This is a genomic window from Pseudoalteromonas sp. PB2-1, from assembly GCF_045040605.1.
In the GTDB taxonomy this organism is placed as follows: Bacteria; Pseudomonadota; Gammaproteobacteria; order Enterobacterales; family Alteromonadaceae; genus Pseudoalteromonas; species Pseudoalteromonas arabiensis.
Map to the genome: position 1 here is coordinate 2612390 of NZ_CP090667.1, position 22264 is coordinate 2634653.

Sequence of the window (22264 nt, forward strand, 5' to 3'; positions counted from 1 at the left end):
GGGCTTACTCCTTAACGTACCAATGAAGCAGCAACACTTTGAAGCTCAACACGCTTTAGCACCTGCTTTATTTTATCGGCATAATTTGGGTCTGTTGCATAACCTGCTTTTTGTAAAGAATCTAAAAATGCTGCAGGCTCTGCGGTGTTTTCAAGTGCTTCTTGATAACGAGGATTCTCATTGAGGAAATCCACAAAATCATGAACACTTTCTTTAATTGATTGATAAGAACGAAAACTGGCTTGTTTCTTAACAGGCACACCTTGCTCAAACTCCAAAGTAAGTTTGCTTGCTTTGTCACCTTGCCAGCTTTTATCAGATTTAATATTGAATAAGTTGTTACTACTGGTGCCGTCTGCTTTACTAATAATGTGTTTTCCCCAACCTGTCTCAAGGGCTGCTTGCGCAACCATGACAGCAGGATTTAAACCAATTTTCTCAGCTGCATTTTTAGCATGTTCCCACACCGTGCTGATAAATGATTCAGCATCATCAAAGCGATTTTCAGTTTGTTCATTGGCTGACGTAGTCTCGACAGCTTTAGTCGTCGTATCTGGCTGTTCAACACTACTTGCACGTCTATCACTGTTAAACTCAGTTGTTGTTCTAAGCACAGAGCCTGGCATAAATTTTTTGCCATCAGGCGATAACTGCTGAACAATAAGATCTGCTAAACCCAATGAGCCATTTGAAGACAGCTCGACTGATAGCTGCTGATCATGCATCTCTTCAAAAAACTTTACGCCACTGGTGTTAAAAGGACTGTCTTTATCTTCGAACGCTTCATTCGCTTTACGCATGCTCTTCAAGAGCATTTGTGTGAAGATAGATTCAAATTGTGCCGCCGCCTTTTTTAGCGCTTCTTTTGACGCATCGCTAGAGGCATCATTTTTTAGGGCACTTTGACGTAATGAGTCTAAGTTACCTAAATCAAAAAAGTTTTGCTTGTCGAGATGATTAGTATCCATCAGCTTTTTGACACAATAATTATTAATACCCAATCAAATGCAAAAAATGAGCCAACAAATAAGAGAAAAGAATGTAGAATAATAACGCAGAGACTAAAAACGCGCTTTCGCGCGTTTTTAGTTAATTAAATAATCACAAGTTGCCCGTTTATGGCCCCTGCTTGCTTAAGAGCTTCAAGAATGGCCATTAAGTCACCTGGGGCTGCCCCTACTTCGTTAATAGCACGCACCAGATCATCAAGACTAATTCCTGGATTAAATACAAATGCACGAGAATCATCTTGGTTAACATCGATAATACTTTGATTAGTCACAACTGTTTCACCCTCGCTAAATGCGTTTGGCTGCGAAACATTTTGCTGCTCAGCAATGGTAACGGTTAATCCACCATGCGTTATCGCCGCCGGTTGCAACTTAACATTCTTACCAATCACTATTGTGCCTGTACGTGAATTAACAATAATTTTTGCTGCAGTGTCAGCAGGCTTGAACTCCAAATTTTCAAGCGTTGATAAATAAGCAACACGCTGCGATGCATCACGAGGTGCAAGCACTCTCACTGACGCCGCATCAATTGCTTGCGCGCTATTTGGACCAACTAAGTCATTAATTGTTTGCTCTAATCTTTTTGCTGTTGTGAAATCTGGGCGATTCAAATTAAAGGTAATGTAGTCACCTTGCATAAACGGGCTTTTAACTGCTCTCTCAACCGTTGCGCCATTTGGAATACGCCCAACAGTGGGTGTATTGATAATAACACGGCTACCGTCAGCACCTTCTGCCCCTAACCCACCGACGACAAGGCTACCTTGGGCAATCGCATAGGTGTTGCCATCCACCCCTTTTAAGAAGGTTTGCAGTAATGTACCGCCACGTAAACTTCCTGCACTACCAATTGAAGAAACAGTGATGTCAATTGTTTGGCCAGGCTTTCTAAATGCAGGCAGTTCTGCATGCACAGCAACAGCGGCAACATTTTTAATTTTTGGCTTTAAACTCGCCGGCAAAGTTATGCCAAAACCATTGAGCATGGCTTTAAAGCTTTGTTCAGTAAAACGGCTTTGCTCACCAGTACCTGGCAAACCAACAACCAGACCATAGCCAACTAATTGGTTAGAGCGAACACCTTCAACCATAGAGACATCTTTAACCCGCTCAGCCTGCACACTAAACTGCAAACTAAGTAAGCAAAGTGCGATGATGTATTTAACCCCATTCATGATGTGTTACCTCTAAAAAGGAAAAAGTGAACTGCTGAAGAATCGTGAAAGCCACCCAGCACTTTGCGACTCTTGCATTTGCCCTTTTCCTGAATATTGAATTCGTGCATTCGCAATGCGATTTGATGTGACTGTATTATCGGCAGTGACATCTTCAGGGCGAACTAAGCCTTCTAAACGAATAAATTCTTCGCCTGTATTTAAGGTTAACCACTTTTCACCGCGGATCACTAAATTGCCATTAGGCAAAACGCGCATTACATTGACGGATATATCACCAAATAAGCTATTAGACTGGTTTGACTTTGAATCGCCTTTAAACGATGAACCTGAGCCAATGCCAAACTGGATGCTATCTCCGCCTATATTAACTGGGTTTCCACCTAAGCCGATAACCGGATCTAAGCTGGCATCCGTTTCTTTATCTGTTTCAGTTTTTGCCGCTTTCGATGCTTGCGTAGACTCTTGCAACTTAACAGTAATAATATCGCCTGTTCTGAGTGCTTTTTTATCTGAATACAGATCATTTGACAGATAACTATCAAACAATGAACCTGTTGGTACCATTTGTTCAGCAGAAGGCTCTGGATACATAGGTGCATAGTAAGGGTCATCCTGAACCACATGGTGGTTCTGTGTTGACATACAACCACCTAACATAAATGCTGCCGATGTGACTAAGATAATATTACGCATGCGACCCCCTACCCATTAAAGCTGCTGATTAATATAGCTAAGCATTTCATCAACCGCTGAAATCACTTTTGAATTCATTTCATAAATTCGTTGCGTTTCAATCAGATTAACAAGCTCTTCGGTTACATTAACGTTCGACGTTTCAAGTGATCCTTGAACCACAGTGCCTAAGCCATCAATACCTGGATTACCTTGCACAGGCGCACCACTTACAGCGGTTTCTGTATACAGGTTTTGCCCCATCGGCTCTAAACCCGACGGATTAATAAAATCACTGATTGTAAGCTGACCAATCACGACATTTTCTGCTTGTCCTGCCACCCGCACGGATACTTCACCGTCTTGTGAAACAGTGATTGATTGTGCATCGTCAGGAACATTCATTTCAGGCTGAATAGGGAAACCCGCACCAGAGGTTACAATTCGGCCATCTTCATCGGTTGTAAATTGACCATTACGTGAGTAAGCAATATTTCCATCTGGCAGTTGTACTTCGAAAAAGCCGGGGCCTGAAATCATCCAATCGAGTGAGTTTTCGGTAGTAAGCATGTTACCTTGCGAAAAGTTCTTTTGGTTTGCAACTACTTTTGCACCCGCACCAAGCATTAAACCTGATGGCATCTCAGTATCTTGTGATGAGCGACCACCAGGCTGATTGATATTTTGATATAGTAAATCTTCGAATACAGCACGGCTTTTTTTATAGCCTACCGTACTGGCATTCGCGAGATTATTTGAAATCACCGAAATATCGGTTTGTTGGGCATCAAGCCCTGTTTTACTGATCCACAATGCAGGATTCATAATTCTACCCTCTCAGTGCTATTAAACGATGCGTAACAGCTGATCTTGACGTTCATCAATCTCTTCCGCTGTTTTCATCAATTTAACTTGTAATTCAAATTGGCGTTGATGGCTGATCATATCGACCATTTCATGTACAGGATTCACATTGGACATTTCAAGTGTGCCTGATAACACCTCTACATTTTCTGACACATCACAAAAGGTACATTGACCATTCACTAAGGTCTCTGGTTTTGGCCGAAATAAGCCATCATTACCTTTTTCAAGTTGCGTGTTGTCAGCCTCAATAACCTTAAGTCTGTCAACGACTTCTAAAAAGTTTGCTGGCGCACCTTGAGGTCGAACTTGTATAGAACCATCAGAACTAAATTCAACTTTTTCAATCGGCAGTGGCAAAATAATCGGACCACCTTCGCCAATAACTTGACGTCCATGGCTGGTCATTAATGCGCCATCGGGAGTAATGTTTAATGTGCCGGCTTTTGTATAAGCTTCGTTACCTGAGGCATCTTGAACACTTAGCCAACCTCTATCGCTCAATGCAACATCAAGATCGCGCCCAGTCTCAACATACCCACCCGACTCCATATTTGAGCCAGGTCGCTCTTGCATAGAAAACACGCGTGTAGGCATGCCTTCACCAAATGCTTGCATAGAGCGGGCTTGTGCAAAATCAGCTTTAAAGCCAGTGGTGTTAGCATTCGCTAGGTTATTAGCCTTTAGGGCTAGACCTCGCATACTTTGCTTAGCACCCGACATGGCAATGTAGACCATTTTGTCCATAACATTGACTCATTAAAAATACGATATTTGATAAATGCAATAACAGTGCCAAAGTAAAATTGACGCCTTATTTAAGCGCCTATGGAATGTAAAGCTCTCTGTTGTAGCGGTGTGGGCCTATATGACTAAAATGAAAAAGGCTGCCTATTAAAGAGCAGCCCTTGTGTCGGATTGAGTTGAAGATCCGCTATTATTAACGGATCTGTAAGATATTTTGTTGCAGTGTTGAGTTCACTTCAAGCGCACGCGAGTTTGCTTGGAAGTTACGCTGTGCACTAATCAAATCAACTAACTCAGTTGTTAAGTTCACGTTTGACTGCTCAAGAGCAGAAGAATTCACAGTACCAAGTGTACCTGAACCTGGCTCCCCAGCAATAGGCTCACCAGAGGTTAAGCTTTTCTTCCACGATGTATCGCCCACTTGTTGTAAGCCTTGTGAATTAGAAAAACGAACCATGGCAACTTGCCCTAGGAATGAGGTATCACCATTACTGTACGAAGCAACAACCTTACCATCTGTGCCAATATCAATACCTGCTAGGCGGCCCACTGTTGCGCCATCTTGTTCAAGTGCTTTCACTTCAAAGCGGCTGGCATACTGGGTTGGTATTTTATTCGTAGTACCTGCTTCATCACGCCAGTTAATATTAACGTCTTCAGGGAAACTCGCACCATTTGATAATAAGTCAGATAAACCAACCCCAGCACCCGCACCATTTGGGATAGAAAGTGGGTTGAAGGTAGCATCTGTGTTTGGTGCACCATTTGTGTTTAATGGCAAACCACTTGAATCAAATTGAAATGTCGATAATGGTGTGTAAGGTGCTGCTGTTTCTTCAACACCTGCTGGGCTAAATGATTTCTCATCAAGCGTAGCATACACTTGCCACTCATTGTCATTCCCCGTTACAGTCGCATCTGTTTTAACAAAATAAAGCTGTAATACGTGCGGCTCACCCAGTGAGTCATATATCGTTGTCGATGTCGAACTGTTATACGACGCACTTGTCTCAGGATCAAAAGGCGTCACTGTTGGCGTAGTAGAACGTGAATCTAGATTGAACGATGAATACACGTTATTTGTTGAACGCGGCGAGCCTGATGAGTCTGGGATTTGAATAGCTGAAGAGGTACTTAAGCTCACTGACGTTGTATCGCCTGTTGCAGGGTCCACAGGGAAACCTTGTAAGTAGTTTCCTTTAGCATCAACAACAAAGTTATCTTTATTTAGCTTAAAGGCACCAGCGCGCGTATAAGTAAAATCTTGAGCACCTAGCTCTTGGCTCATCGCGAAATAACCTTCACCAGTGATGGCTAAATCAAGCGAGTTATTAGTAAACTGTAGTGACCCCTGATGGAACTGTTGAGCCACCATGGTTGTTTGCACACCGTCACCATTTTTAGTTCGACCTGAGCTAAACACTGAAGATGCATATACATCTGCAAATTCAGCTCGTGATTCTTTAAAGCCTGTCGTATTAACGTTCGCAATATTATTTGCTGTTACATCTAAATCTTTTTGCGCGGCAGCAAGTCCGGTTAATGCAATATTGAAGCTCATAATTCACCTCTAAAGTGTCAATCTGTAGCACTTGGCTAACTAATTAATCTGTATAATTAAGCGATTTCTGCTACATCAGTTAGCCTAACCGCGCCTTCTTTAGTATTTATAATAATGCCGCTCGAACCATTAATGTTGACACTCTCAATGTTCTTGAAAGTCGCTATCGGTAAGCTAGTATAGTCACCATTAACACTTCCCTCGGCTTTGATTTTGTACTCGCCAGGAGGCAAACGTTCACCATCTTCATTTTCGCCATCCCATTCAAAACGAATTGCACCAGCAGATTGCGCACCTAACTCAATGGTTCTGACAAGTTGGCCCGATTCGTCTTCAATACGTAGTGTTAACTTATCTACCGGTTTTTCTGCAACAACAGATCCTTTAGAAACACCCGTTTCATTTAAATCCAACATATTTGACTCAAGCAACGCTTGTTTACCCACTAAAGTAGATGCTTGTAGTGCCGAGTTAGATGTCATCGAAGCCGTAAGGGATTCAAATTTACTATTAAGATTTGAAATACCTTCTGCCATGGTAAAGTTTGTCATCTGAGCAATCATTTGATCATTGTCAGCGGGCTTACTCGGATCTTGAAACGATAACTGCTGAGTTAATAACGAGAAGAAATCTTCTTGTGTTAATGTGTCATCTTTCTCTTCTGTTTTCGTTTGATTGTCTTGCCAACGTAAGTTATCTAAATACGTGGATGACGCACTGCTGATGTCGTTACTCATAACTTATCCTCGGTTACCGCTGCCCAAGCAACAGTGTTTTACTTAACATTTGCTTTGCTGCATCAGCAACTTGCACATTTGTTTGATAAGAGCGAGAGGCAGAAATCATATTAGCCATTTCTTCTACGACGTTAACATTAGGCTTGTAGATATAACCGTTTTCATCTGCACTTGGATGATTCGGGTTATATTCAATTTGCAGGGGCTTGTCGCTCTCTACAATACCCAGTACTTTAACGCCAACAGAAGAGCCCTGAGGATTGCTTTGTGATGCTGACGCTTTTGTTAGTTCAGCGGCAAACACAGGATGGCGCGCTCGGTAAGTCTCATTTTGACTTGAGCTAATCGTATTTGCATTTGAGATATTACTCGCCGTGGTATTTAAACGCACATTTTGTGCACTCATCCCCGTACCTGAAATATCAAAAACATTATATAAACTCATGATTAAGCTCCTTGACTACCGAGGGCTTTTTTAAGGCCTTTAATTTTACTACTCATAAATTGCAGGCTTGCCTGATACTCTAATGAGTTTTGTACATACAAGTTTCGTTCCACTTGTATATCAACAGAGTTACCATCACCTGTATCTGCTTGATTTGGCGTGCGAAACATTTCTGAGTTACCAACAAAACGACTACCACCCGCAAGGTGTTTCTCGTTTGTACGTACCATAGTGTTGCCGCTTTGTTGGTTGCTTTTTGCCGCTTTTAATGCAGATGCAAAATCCACATCTTTTGCCTTGTAGCCCGGCGTATCAGCATTAGCGATATTCGTCGCTAATAACTCAGCACGTTGTGAACGGATCAACATTGCATGGGGGTGAACACCGAATGCTTTATCAAAACTGATAGCCATAACCATCTCCAAAAATTTGACTCTGCGTAGCATAATGCAAAAGATAAGCCAAAAATTAAGGGGGCTATAAATATGGTTATAACTAATTGAAAATAAATAAAATATAGCAACCTAATCGTTAGGTTGCTAGGAGGGAATTATTTCTTCTGGTAGATGATACCTGGATTACAACGTACCATATCAAAACTATCACTTAAACCTGCCATTGACTCAGATGCACCTAAAAATAAATAGCCTTTAGGGTTAAGTGCCTGCGCAAATTGCGCAATAATTTTTGCCTTAACCTCTGGTGAAAAGTAAATCAGTACATTGCGGCAAAAAATAATATCAAACTTGCCCATCAAGGCATAAGAATCTAATAAGTTTAGATGCCTAAAACTGACCATTTTTCTTATTGGATCAACCACCTGCGCCATACCATTGCCACTATCCTTAAAGAACTTTTGCCGCCTTTCCATCGACAAGCCTCGTGCGAGGGCAAGTGAGTCGTATTCTGCATTCTTACACATATCAAGCATAGTATTTGAAATATCAGTACCGATAATCTGCGCACCCATTTTTAAAACACCAGGTTGCTTAGACTGAAACTCAGCAACCGACATAGCTATCGAGTAAGGCTCTTGACCAGAAGAGCTTGCCGCAGACCAAATTTTCACCGGTCTACGCAAGTCTTTAAATTCAGGAAACAATTTAGTTTTAAGTAACTCAAAGGGGTATTGATCACGAAACCAAAGTGTTTCGTTTGTCGTCATCGCATCAACAACTGCGGCACGTAACTGCCTCTCATGAGGGCTTAATGTTTTGCTCACAAGCTGTGATAACGATTCCACACTAAAGCGAGCCATCAATGGGGCTAGGCGACTCTTAACTAAATAAAGTTTATTATCACCTAACACAATCCCACATTGTTGCTCTAAAAAAGAGCGAAATTGATCGTATTCGCTTTGTTGTAAGTGCTTATTTTCCAAAGTAATACCACCTATAAATTATTAATCACAGTGAACCCATTTTTTAACAGCTCTCGCTAATTCATCAGGGTTAAACTTTGCAATAAAATCATCCGCACCCACTTTTTCAATCATTGCTTGATTAAATACACCACTCAGCGATGTATGTAAAATAACATGTAGCGGTGATAATTTTGGATCGGCTTTTATTTCTGCTGTTAGGGTATAACCGTCCATTTCAGGCATTTCAACATCAGATATCAGCAACCCAACACGTTCAGTGATGTTGTTTTGACAGTCAAGTTCAGCAATTTCACGTAGCCTGAGTAACGCTTCTTTACCATTTTTAGCAAGTTCAGTTTGCACACCTAATGGCTCAAGTGCACGCTTAACTTGGTTTCTTGCTACCGCAGAATCATCAGCAATAAAGACAATGCGTTCGCCTAAATCTTTTTGAATTTCGCCTTCGCCCACAACCTCAGCGCTGACCTCAGTATTAACCGGGCAAATCTCGTTAAGAATCTTTTCAACGTCAAGGATCTCTACCAGCTCGTTTTCAATTTCGGTAACGGCTGTCAAATACGAATAACGGCCAGCGCCTGATGGCGGAGGCATAATTTTTTCCCAATTCATATTTACAATACGTTCAACACCACCGACTAAAAAGCCTTGAACTGAGCGATTGTATTCCGCAATGATAATAAAACTATCTTTAATATTTTCAATCGCAGGACCGCCAACAGCCATAGATAAATCGATAACTGAGATAGTTTGACCTCGAATATGGGCCACACCACGGATATAGGCGTTTGATTTTGGCATGTTTGTAAGCGGTGGGCATTGTAAAACCTCTCTTACTTTAAACACGTTAATACCAAAGCGTTGACGCCCTCTGAGTTTGAATAATAGTAATTCAAGGCGGTTTTGCCCAACCAACTGAGTACGCTGGTTAACTGAGTCTAAAATGCCTGCCATTTCAATCTCCTAAAGATAAACAACCAGAGTCGGAACAATAATTGCTTTCTTTGTGTTAAAGCTACATAAGGTTACAAAGCGTCTGTTTTTTGACGCAAAATATTTATACCTTGTTTTCAACCATAAGCATAGTCGAAACATGATGAGTTTGTTAAAAAAAAGCCGAAGATACAGTGTTTTTTATTTTCTTGCTAGCCTGTTGCTTAGTACGCAACTTCACGCTGAAGTCTATAATCACCAGCAACTTCAACAAATCGCTATCGATTTTATCAGCGAACAAATAACTGATCTGGATTCAACACCACAAGTCAGCGCACTGCCTCTTGATAGCCGAATCCCTGATAGGCCTTGTCAGTTACCGCTGAGTAAAACCGTTCCGACTGAACCTCCTTTTAATCGGCAGGTAACCGTACAACTTAAATGCGAAGACTTAAATAGTTGGACGCAGTATGTGCATGTCAGAATTATTGAACTTGAGCCTGTGGTAGTAGTAACAACCAATTTAACTCGTGGAGAGGTTATTAAAGCTGAACATCTGCGTCTTGAAATGAAGCCTAAACAATTTGTTCGTACGCAATATATTCAAGATGAATCAGTGCTAATAGGAAGTCGGAGCAAACGTAATATCCGCAGCGGTCTTCCGATTGTCATGAGCCATATTTGTATGGTGTGCAAAGGGGATAATGTAACCATCATTGCAGCGATACGTGGACTTAGAATCAAAACAACAGGTGTTGCTTTAGAAGATGGTACGCTTGATGAATTAGTACGTGTAAAAAACAAAAAATCAGGTAAAGTATTAAATGCACGCGTGGATGGTGTCGAGTCTGTACAGGTGAATATTTAATTTTTAATATTTATGTTAAAGTATCTTGTGTGCCTGCCGATACCAAGGCATATGTTGGGTAATGTATAGGTCAAAATAATGGTAAGCAACGTCAATAATAATAGTCAGCAAACATCTGTGTTGACGAATACCAAGCAAAAACAGCTTGATTTACAAAAAGATAACCTTAACACGCAAACGGCTAAATCAGCTGCGCCTAAAGCCAGTGCAGATTCAGTGAGTTTAACGCCGCAAGCAAAGCAATTAAAATCTTTGCAAGAAAAGGCTGAGCAGTCATCTGGTTTTGACAGTACAAAAGTCGCTGAGTTGAAAAAAGCAATCAGCGAAGGAAAGTATCAAATTGATACTGAAAAACTAGCAAAGAACATCGCAGCATTCGAGTTTGACGTTTATGGCTGATCATAACCATTTAATTGCCAGCAAATTAACACAGCAAGTCTCTTATTTAGAGTCTATTGCTGCGCTTTTAGATGATGAGCTAACAGCCATTGCCTCAAAACGAGGTGAAGGTTTAAAAGAGATTGCCCAACAAAAAATCGCCTTATTACAAAAAATTCAAACGCTTGATAAAGAAGTTCAGGTGCTTGTGAGTAAAAATGATGCTCAAGATGAAGACGTTTCTTCACTTATCACGCAGGTGAATGAGCTTCTTACAAATTGCAAAAAGAAAAACGATGTCAATGCACATGCCGCACATCAAGCCCAACTAAGTGTAAAACAATTAAAAGATATTTTAATTGGTGCACCATCGTCTATGACCTATGATCAAGGTGGCAGTGTTATTCAGGGCGAGAATAAAATTGTACATAACCTAAAAGCGTAATGCGTTTGGGTTATCTCTCCTTTATTACGACAACCTCACAAATTGATAGCCCCCTCTGATAAGCCACTTTGCTATTTGCCGAAAAGATGGCGCTGTAAACCTGATTATTGCTCCAAGTTATTGCTTATAAATAACGCGACATAAAGTCGCGACTACAAAGTAAGCTTTACTCGTGAGTTTCCTAAGCAAAACCTAAAACCATATCTACTAAAATAAGCTGTTCAGAGTCAAAAATAAAGCGCGATAAATCGCGCTTTATTTGTATTTAGTAACTCGTTTTAAATATCGATAGCGTTATTGCCGCCTTCGATGAGTTTCTTAATTAACTCCTCAGAGTCATTTTGAATATCATTTGCTGCGTCTGATGTCACTTCGGGCTCACCATTGAATGCCAAACTTTGACTTTCACTGCCAGTATCAAGAGCAAGTACATCCGTTTGCTCACTATCGGTGAGTACATCATCAATACTCAGTTCAAGTGGTGCCGCCCCCTCAGCAATAGTAGAATCTGTACTTGTGTCTGTCATAACCAAACTCAAATCAATACTTTCGCCAAGTGGTTGAGGCTCAGTTCCTTGTGCCATTTGCTCTTCACTCTCATCAAAATCAGCTAACAAAGGTTCACTGCCTAAACCAATAAGCCCCCCATCTGGCTCAGTATCGAGTACCCCAGTGCCCACTAAATCATTTTCGGTATTTTTAACAATGAAGTCACCTGTTACAGGATCGACGATTGCAAAGTAATATTCATTACCTAGATCTAATACAGACAAGCTAATAAACCAATCACCATTACTATCTGCGGTGACTGTAGGTGCTGAATTAAGTAAAGATAAATCAACAATATTTAATAAATTAAGCCCAACCAAGTTAGAACCAATGGCATAAACTTCTGTGCCTGGTTCTGCCTCCCCTGAAGCTGATGGGAGAAGAAGTCCTAAAACGCCTGGATTATAATTAGTTACATTAAACGCATCTAAACTAGGGTCGTTACTGTAATCAATGCTAGATATGGTTGTGGTATTGCCTGCGGCATCGGTTGCTGATGCCTCAACATAAGCAAGCGTTAGTAATGAAACAGATAAGTTAAGGACTTGCCAATCCCCATTTGCATCAACAGTGGCTGTATAGGGTGCGCTGACGCCTCCTCCCACTAAGTGATTCGTAATTGAGATAACGCTGCCCTCAGGTAAATCTGAGGTACCAGAGAGCGAAACCAAGTTACCTAATAAGAATGACGGTACGATTGAAAGTTCTGGTGCAACCGTATCAACTTCTCCGCCGGTTTTACTGTCTGTTCCAGTATTTCCAGCTTCATCAGTGATACTTACAGCAACAGAGTAAGTACCATCAGCAAGAGCTTGAGTCGCGGTTGCTTGCCAGTCGCCGTTCACATCTGTCACAGCCGCAACACTATGCGTTACGCCACCAGCTGCGGTGAAAGTAACAATAATATTGCTGTTAGCGAGATCAGACGTACCATTCACTGTTGGTGTTGAATCATTTGTGAGTATCAAACTACTCGCGTTGATACTAATAGTAGGTGCAATCGTATCAATCACCGCCGTTGTTGAGATAGAACCATCGTTACCAGCACTGTCTCTGACAACTGCTGTTACTGTGTATGCTCCTTCAGCAAGATTTTGTGTTGCCTCAACCTGCCATTCTAGGTTTGCATCTAATGTTGTTTCAACACTGTGACTTACTCCCACAGAATCAACAAATGTAACAATCACCAAACTCCCTGCTGTAGCCCCTGTTGCACTACCTGTCACGCTTGGTGTTAAATCACTTGTCACGGCGATTGGATCAATCGTTACATCTGCAGGTGTTATGTCTATGCTACCCGATGCCGAATCTATTGCTGTATTACCCGCAGCATCTGTAATACTTGCATCAATTGTATAAGCTCCCTCAGCAAGGGGGAAGCAAGTGCAACAGACCAATTACCACTTGCACCAACAATTGCACTCGCTGTGACTTCATTATTGAGCGCATCTGTTACGGTTATTGATACTAAGGTACCTTGCGGAGCATCACTGGTGCCACTGATTGTAGGAGTTGTATCATTTGTTACATCTGGTGTATTAACACTGAATAGAGGTGCCGTTAGGTCGATTTCACCACTGCGTGTGGCAGTGCCTGTTAACCCGCCTTCGGTCACACTCGCTGTAATACTAAAACTACCTTCGCTTAATGGTGTCGGTAATTGCACACTCCATACACCCCCTGTTACGGTTGCAAAGACGGTCTGAATGTTGCCAAGTGCATCTTCAACATTCACAGTCACCTGCGTGGTATCTGCGGCATCACTGGTGCCAGAGATAGTCGGTGTTGTATTGTTCGTCACTGATAGTGCGTCAACAGCGATGGTAGGTGCATTACTATCAAGAGTCGCTGTTTCAGTGGCCGTTGTCGTATTACTTGCCGCATCAGTAATGCTTGCAGTAATACTGACTGCACCATCTGTTAAAGCAGGTGATACATCGACAGACCAACTACCATCTGCTTGCACTGTTGCAGTAAGCGGATAGGTATTACCGTCATTTTCAACGGTTATGTTCACCGTGCTACCCTGTGGTTCGCTCGTTGTCCCACTAATGGTTGGTGTGGTGTCGTTTATTGTGCCAAGACCATTAATGACAAGAATTGGCGCGAAGGTATCAATTGCACCGGTATCTGAAGCGCTACCTGAATTACCCGCAGAGTCGGTAATACTCGCGGTCACACTATAGTTACCATCAGGCAAATCACTGGGCGTTACTTGCCAAGTACCATCGATTTGTACTGTTGCCGTCAATGTTTGAATATCGCCATTACTATCTGTAACGCTAACATCGACAAGCGTACCTTGTGGTTCTGTCGATGTGCCAGAAATAACTGGCGTACTGGAATTACCTAATACAAGCGCATCCAGTGTGACAACAGGATCAACCGTATCGACAGTGATGGGTGTTGTTACTGTTTGCGTATTATTAGCATCATCCGTAATTGTAGCGGTAACTGTGTAGCTGCCGTCGCTAATATCAAGGGGAACAACAAACTGCCACGTTCCATCACTTGCCACTGTCGTTGTAATTGTTTGCCCTGCTACTTCGACAACGACTGTACCGCCAATTTCATTACTACTGCCTGAAATCGTTGGTCGAACATCTGCAGTAGCACCAATATCGTTAATAACTAGGCTTGGGGTTACACTATCTAGCACACCCGATGCCTGCTCCGTGGTTAAATTACCCACTTCATCGCTAACCGACGCTGTTACCGTAAAGCCACCTTCTGCAAGCGCTGCGGGGACATCAACAGACCAGGTTTGATCATTTAACACTGTCGCTGTAAAGCTTTGCGAGCCACCAGCACTATCAGTGACGGTAATGTTAATAACAGTCCCTTCTCCCATATCAGTTGTTCCTGAGATAGTCGGCGTCGTGTCATTAGTTAAAGAATCAACATTGAGTGTTAAGACAGGAGCAACATTATCAAAATTTAATGTACTCACCGTAGCGGTGTTCCCTGCTTCATCCGTGGCAGTGGCCGTTACGTAAGCTAAGTTAAGTAGCGGTACAGTGATATTTGCAACCTCCCAATCACCATTCGCATCAGTGGTAGCCGTATAAGTTGCCCCCACTAAGCCACCGACTAACTGCTCAGTAATGGTAATGACACTGCCTTGAGGTAAATCAGATGTGCCAGATAGCCCGACTAAATTACCTAATAGGAACGAAGGTATAATGCGAATATCAGGTGCAATAGTATCAACAATACCACTATCAGATGCTGTGCCGGTGTTGCCCGCATTATCTTGAACTGTCGCTGATACGGTATAGCTACCATCAGCAAGCGCTTGACCTGCATCAGCACTCCAGTTACCTGAAGCATCTGTGGTTACGGTAACAACATGACTAACACTGTCGGCATCTAAAAAGGTCACGTCTAGCTGCGTGTTTGCTAAATCAGACGTACCGGTTACCGTCGGTGTATTATCATTAGTTAATTCAGGTGCATCAATGGTGATATTGGGCGCAGTAAGGTCAACATTGCCTGTTTCTGTATCCGAGCCTTGATTACCAGCAGCATCCTCGAATGTCGCATTAACAGTGTATTCACCCTCAGCCAATGGTGTGGTTACCTCAACTGACCATACCCCCCCTGGTTGTATTTGCGTCGTGACGACTTGCTCTTGCCCTGCGCCATCGGTAATGGTTAGTGTAACAAGCGTACCGACTGAAGCGCCGCTACTTTGCCCACTGATCAATGGTGTTACGTCTGTTGTATCAGAGAGTGGATCAATCACGATTGTTGGCGCAGTCGTATCTATTAAGCCTGTTTCAGTTACCGTACCTTCGTTACCTGCAACATCAAATACACTGGCGTTAACTGTAAAACTGCCCTCTGCTAATGCTATGCTCGGCGATACCGACCATGAGCCATTAGCCTGTACAGTCGCGGTGATCGTTTGAATACCGCCGAGCGAATCCGTAATTTCTAGTGTAACGGTACTGCCAGCACTTGCATCAGTGACCCCACTAATTGTTGGTGTATCGTCATTTGTACTACCTATGTTGTTAATACTGATAGTAGGTGATGTTAAATCAACAACGCCTATCGTTGACGCCTCACCATCAACACCTCCAACGGTAACTGTTGCCGTCACTGTGAAGTTACCTTCTGCTAATGCTGTAGGTGGTGTCACAGACCAAATGCCATCAAGAAGAGTCGCAGTTAATGTTTGTGGCGGGTTAGTACCATCATCAATCACCACGGTCACTGTCGAGCCGTTTGGCGCTGAAGTAGTGCCTGTAATTGTCGGGGTTGTGTCATTCGTATCGGCTATCGCATCAACTGACATACTCGGCGCGCTGATGTTAACAGTAAAGTCACTTGAGGCGCTGGCAGTATTACCTGCAGGATCTACGACTGTGGCTACAACAGTGTAGTCATCATCAGCTAATACCATAGATGTAACCGACCAATCTCCATTGCTATCAACGACAGCCGTTAAAGACACATCAACGTTATTTGAATCAGTCACAATCAGAGATATTTGTGTGCCTTGCGGCTCTGTTGAGGTACCACTTATTGTAGGTGTGTTTGTGTTTACAGTGCCAAGACTATTAATCGAAATAGCAGGGGCAACAGTGTCTATATTACCGGTGCCGGATGCTGTGCCAATATTGCCGGCATCATCGGTTATGCTTGCTGAAACGGTGTAATTACCATCAGGGAGTGAAGGCGCCTCTACTTGCCAGTCACCATTTGCATCAACCGTTGCCGTTAAATCATACGTATCACCATTGATATCGGTCACTGTAAGGTTGACAACTGTTCCTGCTGCCTCACCAGATGTACCGCTTAATAATGGCGTGCTATCGTTTCCTAATCCGTTATTATTCACAGTGACTATAGGCAAGGTAATATCAATATCACCTGTCGCGTTTTGGGTTGTCGTATTACCTGCATCGTCACTGACTGATGCAGTAACAGTGTAACTTCCTTCAGCTAAGCCATTTGGCACTTCTACAGACCATGTACCATCGCTTGCCACTGTTGCACTAATTTGCTGTGTCCCATTGCTATCAGTCACTTCTATATTAATGGTCGCACCTATTTCGTCACTGGTGCCACTCAGTACAGGTGTTACATCATTGACACTACCAACGCCATCAAGCGTTAAACTCGGTGCTACAGTATCAATAACGCCACTGGCTGTTTCTGTTGTGGTATTACCAAAACTATTTTGCACACTGGCACTGACAGTAAATGTGCCATCTGCCAGTATCACATTCGGACTGATTGACCATTCACCATTTGCATTCACAGTCGCAGTGAGTGTTTGACTATTCCCTGCTTGATCGGTAACAACAACGGTTACTTGCGCGCCTTGGCCAGCATCAGTGGTGCCCGAAATAAGGGGAGTATTATCATTAGTTAAAGCATCTACACTGACAGTTAAAATCGGCGGTGTATCATCAAAGTCAGTTGTAGTAATTGTTGTGACATTACCTGCGGCATCTGACGCAGTTGCTGTAATAGATGCCAAATTAACAATGGGCACACTCAACCCCGTTAATGACCAATTTCCATTAGCATCTGTTGTTACGGTTGTTGTGACTGCTGGTGCACCGATTAAATTTTGAGTAACCGTAACCACACTTCCTGCCGGTAAATCTGATGTACCACTCAAAGTAATCAATTGACCTAATAATAAGGTAGGTTCAAAGGCAAGCTGTGGAGGAATTGTATCAATCACACCGCTATCAGTATCAGTACCGGTATTACCGGCAGCATCCGTTATGCTTGCTGAAACATTATAACTACCATCTGCGAGTGACTGCGAAGCCTCTGCACTCCAGTTTCCGTTACTGTCCGTTTGCACAACAACAATATGACTATCGCCATTCACATCAGTAAATGTTACTTCAACACTTGCATTCGCTAAATCAGAGCTACCAGTTACAAGTGGCGTATCATCATTTGTTAGGAAAGGACCATTAACTGAGACAAGAGGTGCTGTTAAGTCGACAACGCCTGTGGTGGTGTCTGAAGCGGTATTGCCTGCCGTGTCCGCGACAATGGCTTCAACGGTGTAAGTACCTTCAGCTAACCCTGTCTCTACTTCGACAGACCAATTACCATTGGCACCAACAACCGCCGCTAATGATTGAGTATTTCCAGCGCTATCAGTCACTTGTAAAGTAACAACACTGCCAATAGCCAAGCCTGAAGCTTGTCCAGATATGAGAGGGGTAATATCCGTAGTATCAGCCAGTGCATCAATACTGACTGTTGGTGGTGTTATATCAACAAGGCCTTGAGCTGTTGCATCACCAGTTATACCATTAACAGTAACGGAAGCTGATACAGAAAATGCCCCTTCACTTAATGGCGATGTGACATTGGCTACCCAAATTCCATTTTGAACGACGGCGGATAAGGCTTGCAAATTACTGTTACTGTCTTCGACAATAATAGACACCACGGTACCGTTAGGCGCATCCGATGTACCACTGATGGTTGGTGTAGTGTCATTGGTATCGTTAATTGTATCAATTGAAAGACTTGGCGCACTGGCATTTAAAACAAACGAACTTGTTGCTACAGCTTCATTGCCCTGCGCATCAGTAATCGACGCTACAATATCAAATGTACCATTTTGTAATTCTTCAGGTACCTCAGCAGCCCACGTGCCACCGCCACTGACAATGGCAGTAAAAACATAACTATCAACCCCGTTACTTACCGTCAGTTGTACAACACTGCCAGCAGGTTCATTTGTTGTACCACTGATAATTGGTGTAGGGTCATTGACTGTGCCAAGGTTATCAATTGTTATTAGTGGTGCTGTAGAATCTAATGTGCCTATCTCAGTATCGAGCCCTGTATTACCTGCGTTATCAGTCACGCTTGCAGTTACTGAAAAATTACCTTCGCTGACAGGTGTTGTAACTTGTACAACCCAATTACCTTGTGCATCCAGCGTTGTTGTGTAAGTTTGGCTGTTATTCACAGAGTCAAACACGGTTACTGTCACTGTACTTCCCGCTAAGGCACCTTCTGCCGAGCCTGTGATGATTGGCGTACTATCGTTTGTGACACCAATTTCATCGATAGAAACTACAGGCGCAGTGATATCAATAATACCGCTAATAACTTCGTTAGCCGTATTTCCAACAGAGTTTGTCACAGTCGCATCAATCGAAACTTCACCTTCAGCAAGCGCGGTAGGTACCTCAATACTCCATGATCCATCAGGGCCGACTTGAGTCACAAAGCTCTGCACAGGTCCCGAGGCAGGCGTAACAACAACCGTGATTACGTTCCCAGGAGCTGCATTAATTGTCGTCCCTGAAATGGTTGGGGTGGTATCATTTGTTTCACCGATTGCATCAATAGTAATGGTGAGTAATGATGAATCAATTAACCCATTTGCAGTTGCAGAAGCTTGGTTTCCAGCTGCATCTGCAACTGTTGCGGTGACAGTATACTGACCTTCACTAAGCTCTGTAGCAGCATCAACTGAAAAACCACCATTGATGTTTGTCACTGCGCTTAATTCTTGACTATTACCATTTGCATCAACCACAACAATGGTCACCGCAGTGCCTTCGTCAACACCTTCAACGACACCTGAAATAGTCGGAGTTGTATCAGCGCTACTGCCAGGATCGTCTAATGTAATTATCGGTGCGGTTAAATCTATAATGCCTTGTGCAGTATCTGTTGCTTGATTACCAGCCAGATCATTTACCGTAGCCGTAATTGTAAACGGCCCTTCAACAATGGCTTGGTTGGCACCAACTTGCCAACTATTATCAGCATTAACGGTGGCCGTTAATGTTTGTTGATTGCCGTTACTATCCACTAAAGTTACTGTTACTTGCGTACCAACATCAACACCACTCACCACCCCAGAAATAATAGGCGTTACGTCATTTGACGGGGTAAAATCATTAATTTCTATAGTTGGTCCAGTTAAATCAATCACACCGACTTCGGTATCCTGCGCAGTATTACCAGCTGCATCTTGCGTTTGGGCTACAACAGTAAACTCTCCCTCAGCAAGGGGGTCGGTTAGGGTTATTGACCAACTACCATCAGCATTTGTCGTGGTTATGAAAGTCTGCTGCGCTCCGCTACTATCGGTCACAGTAATGGTGACTTCAGTGCCGGCGTCTAGGGTTTGTGTTGTGCCATCTATAGTGGGCGTTAAATCATTAACATCACCTATGGTATTAATTGTTATTATTGGCGGTGTTAAATCAACTGTACCCGTTGCTGTGGCCGTACTATTATTACCAGCCTCATCGCTAACACTCGCAGTAACGGTGTAGTCCCCTTCAGCTAAATCATTTATAACATCAACTTGCCAATTACCATCTGCATCCGTTGTTGTTGTGAGTGTTTGTGCATTACCGCCGCTGTCTGTAACCAGTAATGTCACTGTTGTTCCTGCAGGAACATCTAAAACGGAGCCTGAGATAGTCGGCGTCGTGTCATTAGTATCATTTAATGTGTCTATAAAAATAATAGGATCAGTTAAGTCTATTTCGCCTATTTCATTCGCGGTTGCCGTATTACCAACCGCATCCGTCACTGTTGCTGTAACAGTGAACGTTCCTTCAACCAGCGGTGTTGTTGCTTCTACTGACCAATCCCCGTTTGCATCGGTAATCACTTGTAGTGTTTCTGTAGCACCATCACTACCAATGAACGTAACGGTAACCACTGTACCTGCATCAACATCTTGGGTTGAGCCTGTCACTACAGGGGTCGTATCGTTTGTATCAATAATAAAGTTAATGCTAACCGTTAAATCGACATTGCCAACCGCTGTCGCCTGTGCTTCATTGCCCTGAGGGTCAAGAACAGTTGCTACAATAGTAAAGTCCCCCTCAGGAAGCGGTTCTGTCATTTGCAGTGACCAGCTACCATCAGCTTGAGTAACTGCAAGCAAGTTAATGACTTGTCCATTACTGGCAGTGATCATCAGCATGATGGTTGTGCCCGCCGCAACGCCTTCGGTTTGACCGCTAAGAAATGGCGTTGGATCATTGCTATCAGCAATTGAGTTGATTGTTATTGAAATAGGAGAAAATGCGATTTCTCCATTGGCATTGGCCGATGCACTATTACCAACAGGATCCACCACTGTCGCGATAGCGGTAAATGCCCCTTCAGGAAATCCCGCCGTTGCATCTATGGTATAACTGCCATCAGCGCCAACAATGGCTGTAAATATTTGTGACTGACCGTTACTATCAACAACTTGAATACGTACCTGAGTTCCCTCTGGCACATCATCAACCCGCCCAACAAATGTGGGAGTTGTATCATTAGTGTCGGCAATCGCAACAAGCGTAATATCAGGCGGCGTTAAATCAATGAGGCTACTATCAGTATCAACCCCCTCATTACCTACTTCGTCAATTGCTGAGGCGACAACATTGTATAGCCCTTCAGAAAGATCTTGCGCTGTTATGCTCCAATTACCCTGTTCATCAACTTGAGTCACAATGGTTTGTACTCGCCCTTGGCTGTCAGTCACAGTGATTGTGACATCTCCACCCACTTCAACTCCTGACACGGTGCCCGAAATCTCTACATTAGGTGAAGCAGAGTCATTAAGCGCATTAAGCTGCACTTGAGGGCCCGTTGTATCTATATTTGCCAAGATATTATCATTCAGTGGATTACCGTTAGGATCGATCACATCCACATCAATCACAATCGGTCCATCTGGTAAGGGGTCTAGCGGTGTCGTCGTGAAAGTGCCATCAGGCTGGACAATCACTGTAACAACCTGTGTATTTCCATTCACATCGGTGACTGTGACAGTTAATGTCTCGCCTACAAGGTTCTGCGTTGTACCTGAAATAACCGGTTGAGGATTGTTCGAATTGCCAAGCTCATTGACACTTAATGTTGCTAAAGCGTCATTAGGGACGACACCATCGGTGGTATCTCTTGGCGTAAAAATGCCATCACTACCTGCATTTAGGCTATCATCAAATGATAAACCTGACGGATCAATCCCTTCTGCAATACGAGCAAGCTCAACAAAAGATGTGCCACCACCTGATGTAGCACCACCAGTGCCGCCCGCTGCGGTTGCTTCTAAATTATCAAGAATGTCTCCATCACCTTCTAAAGCTTGTAGAAAGTCGCTGATATCGCCAGTTGCTTGTTGCTGAGGTGGCGTTGAGTTTGCTTGATTTAAACTTGCAATCGCATCATCTATAGACTCATCAAACACCGTATTTTCAGAACTGTCTTGACTGCCTTTGGCAACTAAATCGGGAGTAATTGTGATTCTTTTACTGGCTGGTATTGATAATGATTCGCCCTGTACATCTATTGTTAAAGTCGACTTTTCAGCCGTTACAACAGTGTCACCCACGGTGATCACATCACCCACCTCAAGTGCCTTAATAGAGCCATCTGCTTGGATAATGCCAGCAGAACCTTGAACATCGATAACTAATAATTGGTTTGCATCCATTTGCCGCTCCTCAACGTACCAGTAATACTTTTATATAAGTAAA

The 22264-nt window shown here is 43.0% G+C and carries 16 protein-coding genes; 3 read left to right on the forward strand and 13 right to left on the reverse strand.

Annotation, left to right across the window (positions count from 1 at the left end; all coding sequences use genetic code 11):
- Positions 1–11 precede the first annotated feature (11 nt).
- From flgJ to L0Z67_RS12300, 11 genes are all read right to left on the reverse strand, one after another.
- Positions 12–968 carry a flagellar assembly peptidoglycan hydrolase FlgJ gene (gene flgJ, locus L0Z67_RS12250; RefSeq protein ID WP_193987629.1) on the reverse strand — a complete coding sequence of 319 codons (957 nt, stop codon included), beginning with the start codon at positions 966–968 and terminating at the stop codon, positions 12–14.
- A gap of 125 nt (positions 969–1093) precedes the next feature.
- Positions 1094–2188 carry a flagellar basal body P-ring protein FlgI gene (locus tag L0Z67_RS12255; protein WP_062569709.1) on the reverse strand — a complete coding sequence of 365 codons (1095 nt, stop codon included), beginning with the start codon at positions 2186–2188 and terminating at the stop codon, positions 1094–1096.
- A 12-nt stretch (positions 2189–2200) separates the two neighbouring features.
- Complete coding sequence (flgH, locus tag L0Z67_RS12260) at positions 2201–2884, reverse strand: flagellar basal body L-ring protein FlgH (protein ID WP_062569708.1); 684 nt, start codon at positions 2882–2884, stop codon at positions 2201–2203.
- Positions 2885–2899: 15 nt separating this feature from the next.
- Positions 2900–3688 (reverse strand): flagellar basal-body rod protein FlgG, encoded by a 789-nt coding sequence (flgG, locus tag L0Z67_RS12265; protein ID WP_062569707.1) that lies wholly within the window; start codon positions 3686–3688, stop codon positions 2900–2902.
- Positions 3689–3709: 21 nt separating this feature from the next.
- Positions 3710–4474 carry a flagellar basal body rod protein FlgF gene (locus L0Z67_RS12270; RefSeq protein ID WP_062569706.1) on the reverse strand — a complete coding sequence of 255 codons (765 nt, stop codon included), beginning with the start codon at positions 4472–4474 and terminating at the stop codon, positions 3710–3712.
- A 193-nt stretch (positions 4475–4667) separates the two neighbouring features.
- Positions 4668–6035: a flagellar hook protein FlgE gene (flgE, locus tag L0Z67_RS12275; protein WP_062569705.1), complete on the reverse strand. Its 1368-nt coding sequence runs from the start codon at positions 6033–6035 to the stop codon at positions 4668–4670.
- A gap of 56 nt (positions 6036–6091) precedes the next feature.
- Positions 6092–6772, reverse strand: coding sequence for a flagellar hook assembly protein FlgD (locus L0Z67_RS12280; protein WP_062569704.1), 681 nt, complete (start codon positions 6770–6772; stop codon positions 6092–6094).
- Between the two features lie 13 nt (positions 6773–6785).
- On the reverse strand, positions 6786–7217 hold the full coding sequence (gene flgC / locus L0Z67_RS12285; RefSeq protein WP_062569703.1) for a flagellar basal body rod protein FlgC: 432 nt from the start codon (positions 7215–7217) through the stop codon (positions 6786–6788).
- Positions 7218–7219: 2 nt separating this feature from the next.
- A complete protein-coding gene (gene flgB, locus L0Z67_RS12290) occupies positions 7220–7630 on the reverse strand; it encodes a flagellar basal body rod protein FlgB (protein WP_062569702.1) in 411 nt (136 codons plus the stop codon).
- A 137-nt stretch (positions 7631–7767) separates the two neighbouring features.
- Positions 7768–8598 carry a protein-glutamate O-methyltransferase CheR gene (locus L0Z67_RS12295; protein ID WP_062569701.1) on the reverse strand — a complete coding sequence of 277 codons (831 nt, stop codon included), beginning with the start codon at positions 8596–8598 and terminating at the stop codon, positions 7768–7770.
- Between the two features lie 21 nt (positions 8599–8619).
- Positions 8620–9552, reverse strand: coding sequence for a chemotaxis protein (locus L0Z67_RS12300; protein WP_062569700.1), 933 nt, complete (start codon positions 9550–9552; stop codon positions 8620–8622).
- A gap of 142 nt (positions 9553–9694) precedes the next feature.
- Between L0Z67_RS12300 and flgA the strand changes: the two genes are divergently transcribed.
- The 3 genes from flgA (at position 9695) to flgN (ending at position 11222) form a co-directional block, all read left to right on the forward strand.
- On the forward strand, positions 9695–10399 hold the full coding sequence (flgA, locus tag L0Z67_RS12305; RefSeq protein ID WP_062570034.1) for a flagellar basal body P-ring formation chaperone FlgA: 705 nt from the start codon (positions 9695–9697) through the stop codon (positions 10397–10399).
- A 78-nt stretch (positions 10400–10477) separates the two neighbouring features.
- Positions 10478–10798: a flagellar biosynthesis anti-sigma factor FlgM gene (gene flgM, locus L0Z67_RS12310; protein WP_062569699.1), complete on the forward strand. Its 321-nt coding sequence runs from the start codon at positions 10478–10480 to the stop codon at positions 10796–10798.
- Positions 10791–11222: a flagellar protein FlgN gene (gene flgN / locus L0Z67_RS12315; RefSeq protein WP_062569698.1), complete on the forward strand. Its 432-nt coding sequence runs from the start codon at positions 10791–10793 to the stop codon at positions 11220–11222. Before flgM ends, flgN begins: the two co-directional genes overlap by 8 nt.
- Positions 11223–11500: 278 nt before the next feature.
- Here flgN and L0Z67_RS12320 read toward each other — a convergent pair whose 3' ends face one another.
- A complete protein-coding gene (locus L0Z67_RS12320; protein ID WP_405128064.1) occupies positions 11501–13168 on the reverse strand; it encodes an Ig-like domain-containing protein in 1668 nt (555 codons plus the stop codon).
- A complete protein-coding gene (locus L0Z67_RS12325; RefSeq protein WP_405128065.1) occupies positions 13081–22221 on the reverse strand; it encodes an Ig-like domain-containing protein in 9141 nt (3046 codons plus the stop codon). Before L0Z67_RS12325 ends, L0Z67_RS12320 begins: the two co-directional genes overlap by 88 nt.
- Positions 22222–22264: the final 43 nt, after the last annotated feature.

What these genes read in the sequence shown, in the direction of transcription:
- flgJ (WP_193987629.1), bottom strand. Translation starts at nt 968, where the DNA reads ATGGATACTAATCATCTCGACAAGCAAAACTTTTTTGATTTAGGTAAC.
- L0Z67_RS12255 (WP_062569709.1), bottom strand. Translation starts at nt 2,188, where the DNA reads ATGAATGGGGTTAAATACATCATCGCACTTTGCTTACTTAGTTTGCAG.
- flgH (WP_062569708.1), bottom strand. Translation starts at nt 2,884, where the DNA reads ATGCGTAATATTATCTTAGTCACATCGGCAGCATTTATGTTAGGTGGT.
- flgG (WP_062569707.1), bottom strand. Translation starts at nt 3,688, where the DNA reads ATGAATCCTGCATTGTGGATCAGTAAAACAGGGCTTGATGCCCAACAA.
- L0Z67_RS12270 (WP_062569706.1), bottom strand. Translation starts at nt 4,474, where the DNA reads ATGGACAAAATGGTCTACATTGCCATGTCGGGTGCTAAGCAAAGTATG.
- flgE (WP_062569705.1), bottom strand. Translation starts at nt 6,035, where the DNA reads ATGAGCTTCAATATTGCATTAACCGGACTTGCTGCCGCGCAAAAAGAT.
- L0Z67_RS12280 (WP_062569704.1), bottom strand. Translation starts at nt 6,772, where the DNA reads ATGAGTAACGACATCAGCAGTGCGTCATCCACGTATTTAGATAACTTA.
- flgC (WP_062569703.1), bottom strand. Translation starts at nt 7,217, where the DNA reads ATGAGTTTATATAATGTTTTTGATATTTCAGGTACGGGGATGAGTGCA.
- flgB (WP_062569702.1), bottom strand. Translation starts at nt 7,630, where the DNA reads ATGGCTATCAGTTTTGATAAAGCATTCGGTGTTCACCCCCATGCAATG.
- L0Z67_RS12300 (WP_062569700.1), bottom strand. Translation starts at nt 9,552, where the DNA reads ATGGCAGGCATTTTAGACTCAGTTAACCAGCGTACTCAGTTGGTTGGG.
- flgA (WP_062570034.1), top strand. Translation starts at nt 9,695, where the DNA reads ATGAGTTTGTTAAAAAAAAGCCGAAGATACAGTGTTTTTTATTTTCTT.
- flgM (WP_062569699.1), top strand. Translation starts at nt 10,478, where the DNA reads ATGGTAAGCAACGTCAATAATAATAGTCAGCAAACATCTGTGTTGACG.
- flgN (WP_062569698.1), top strand. Translation starts at nt 10,791, where the DNA reads ATGGCTGATCATAACCATTTAATTGCCAGCAAATTAACACAGCAAGTC.
- L0Z67_RS12325 (WP_405128065.1), bottom strand. Translation starts at nt 22,221, where the DNA reads ATGGATGCAAACCAATTATTAGTTATCGATGTTCAAGGTTCTGCTGGC.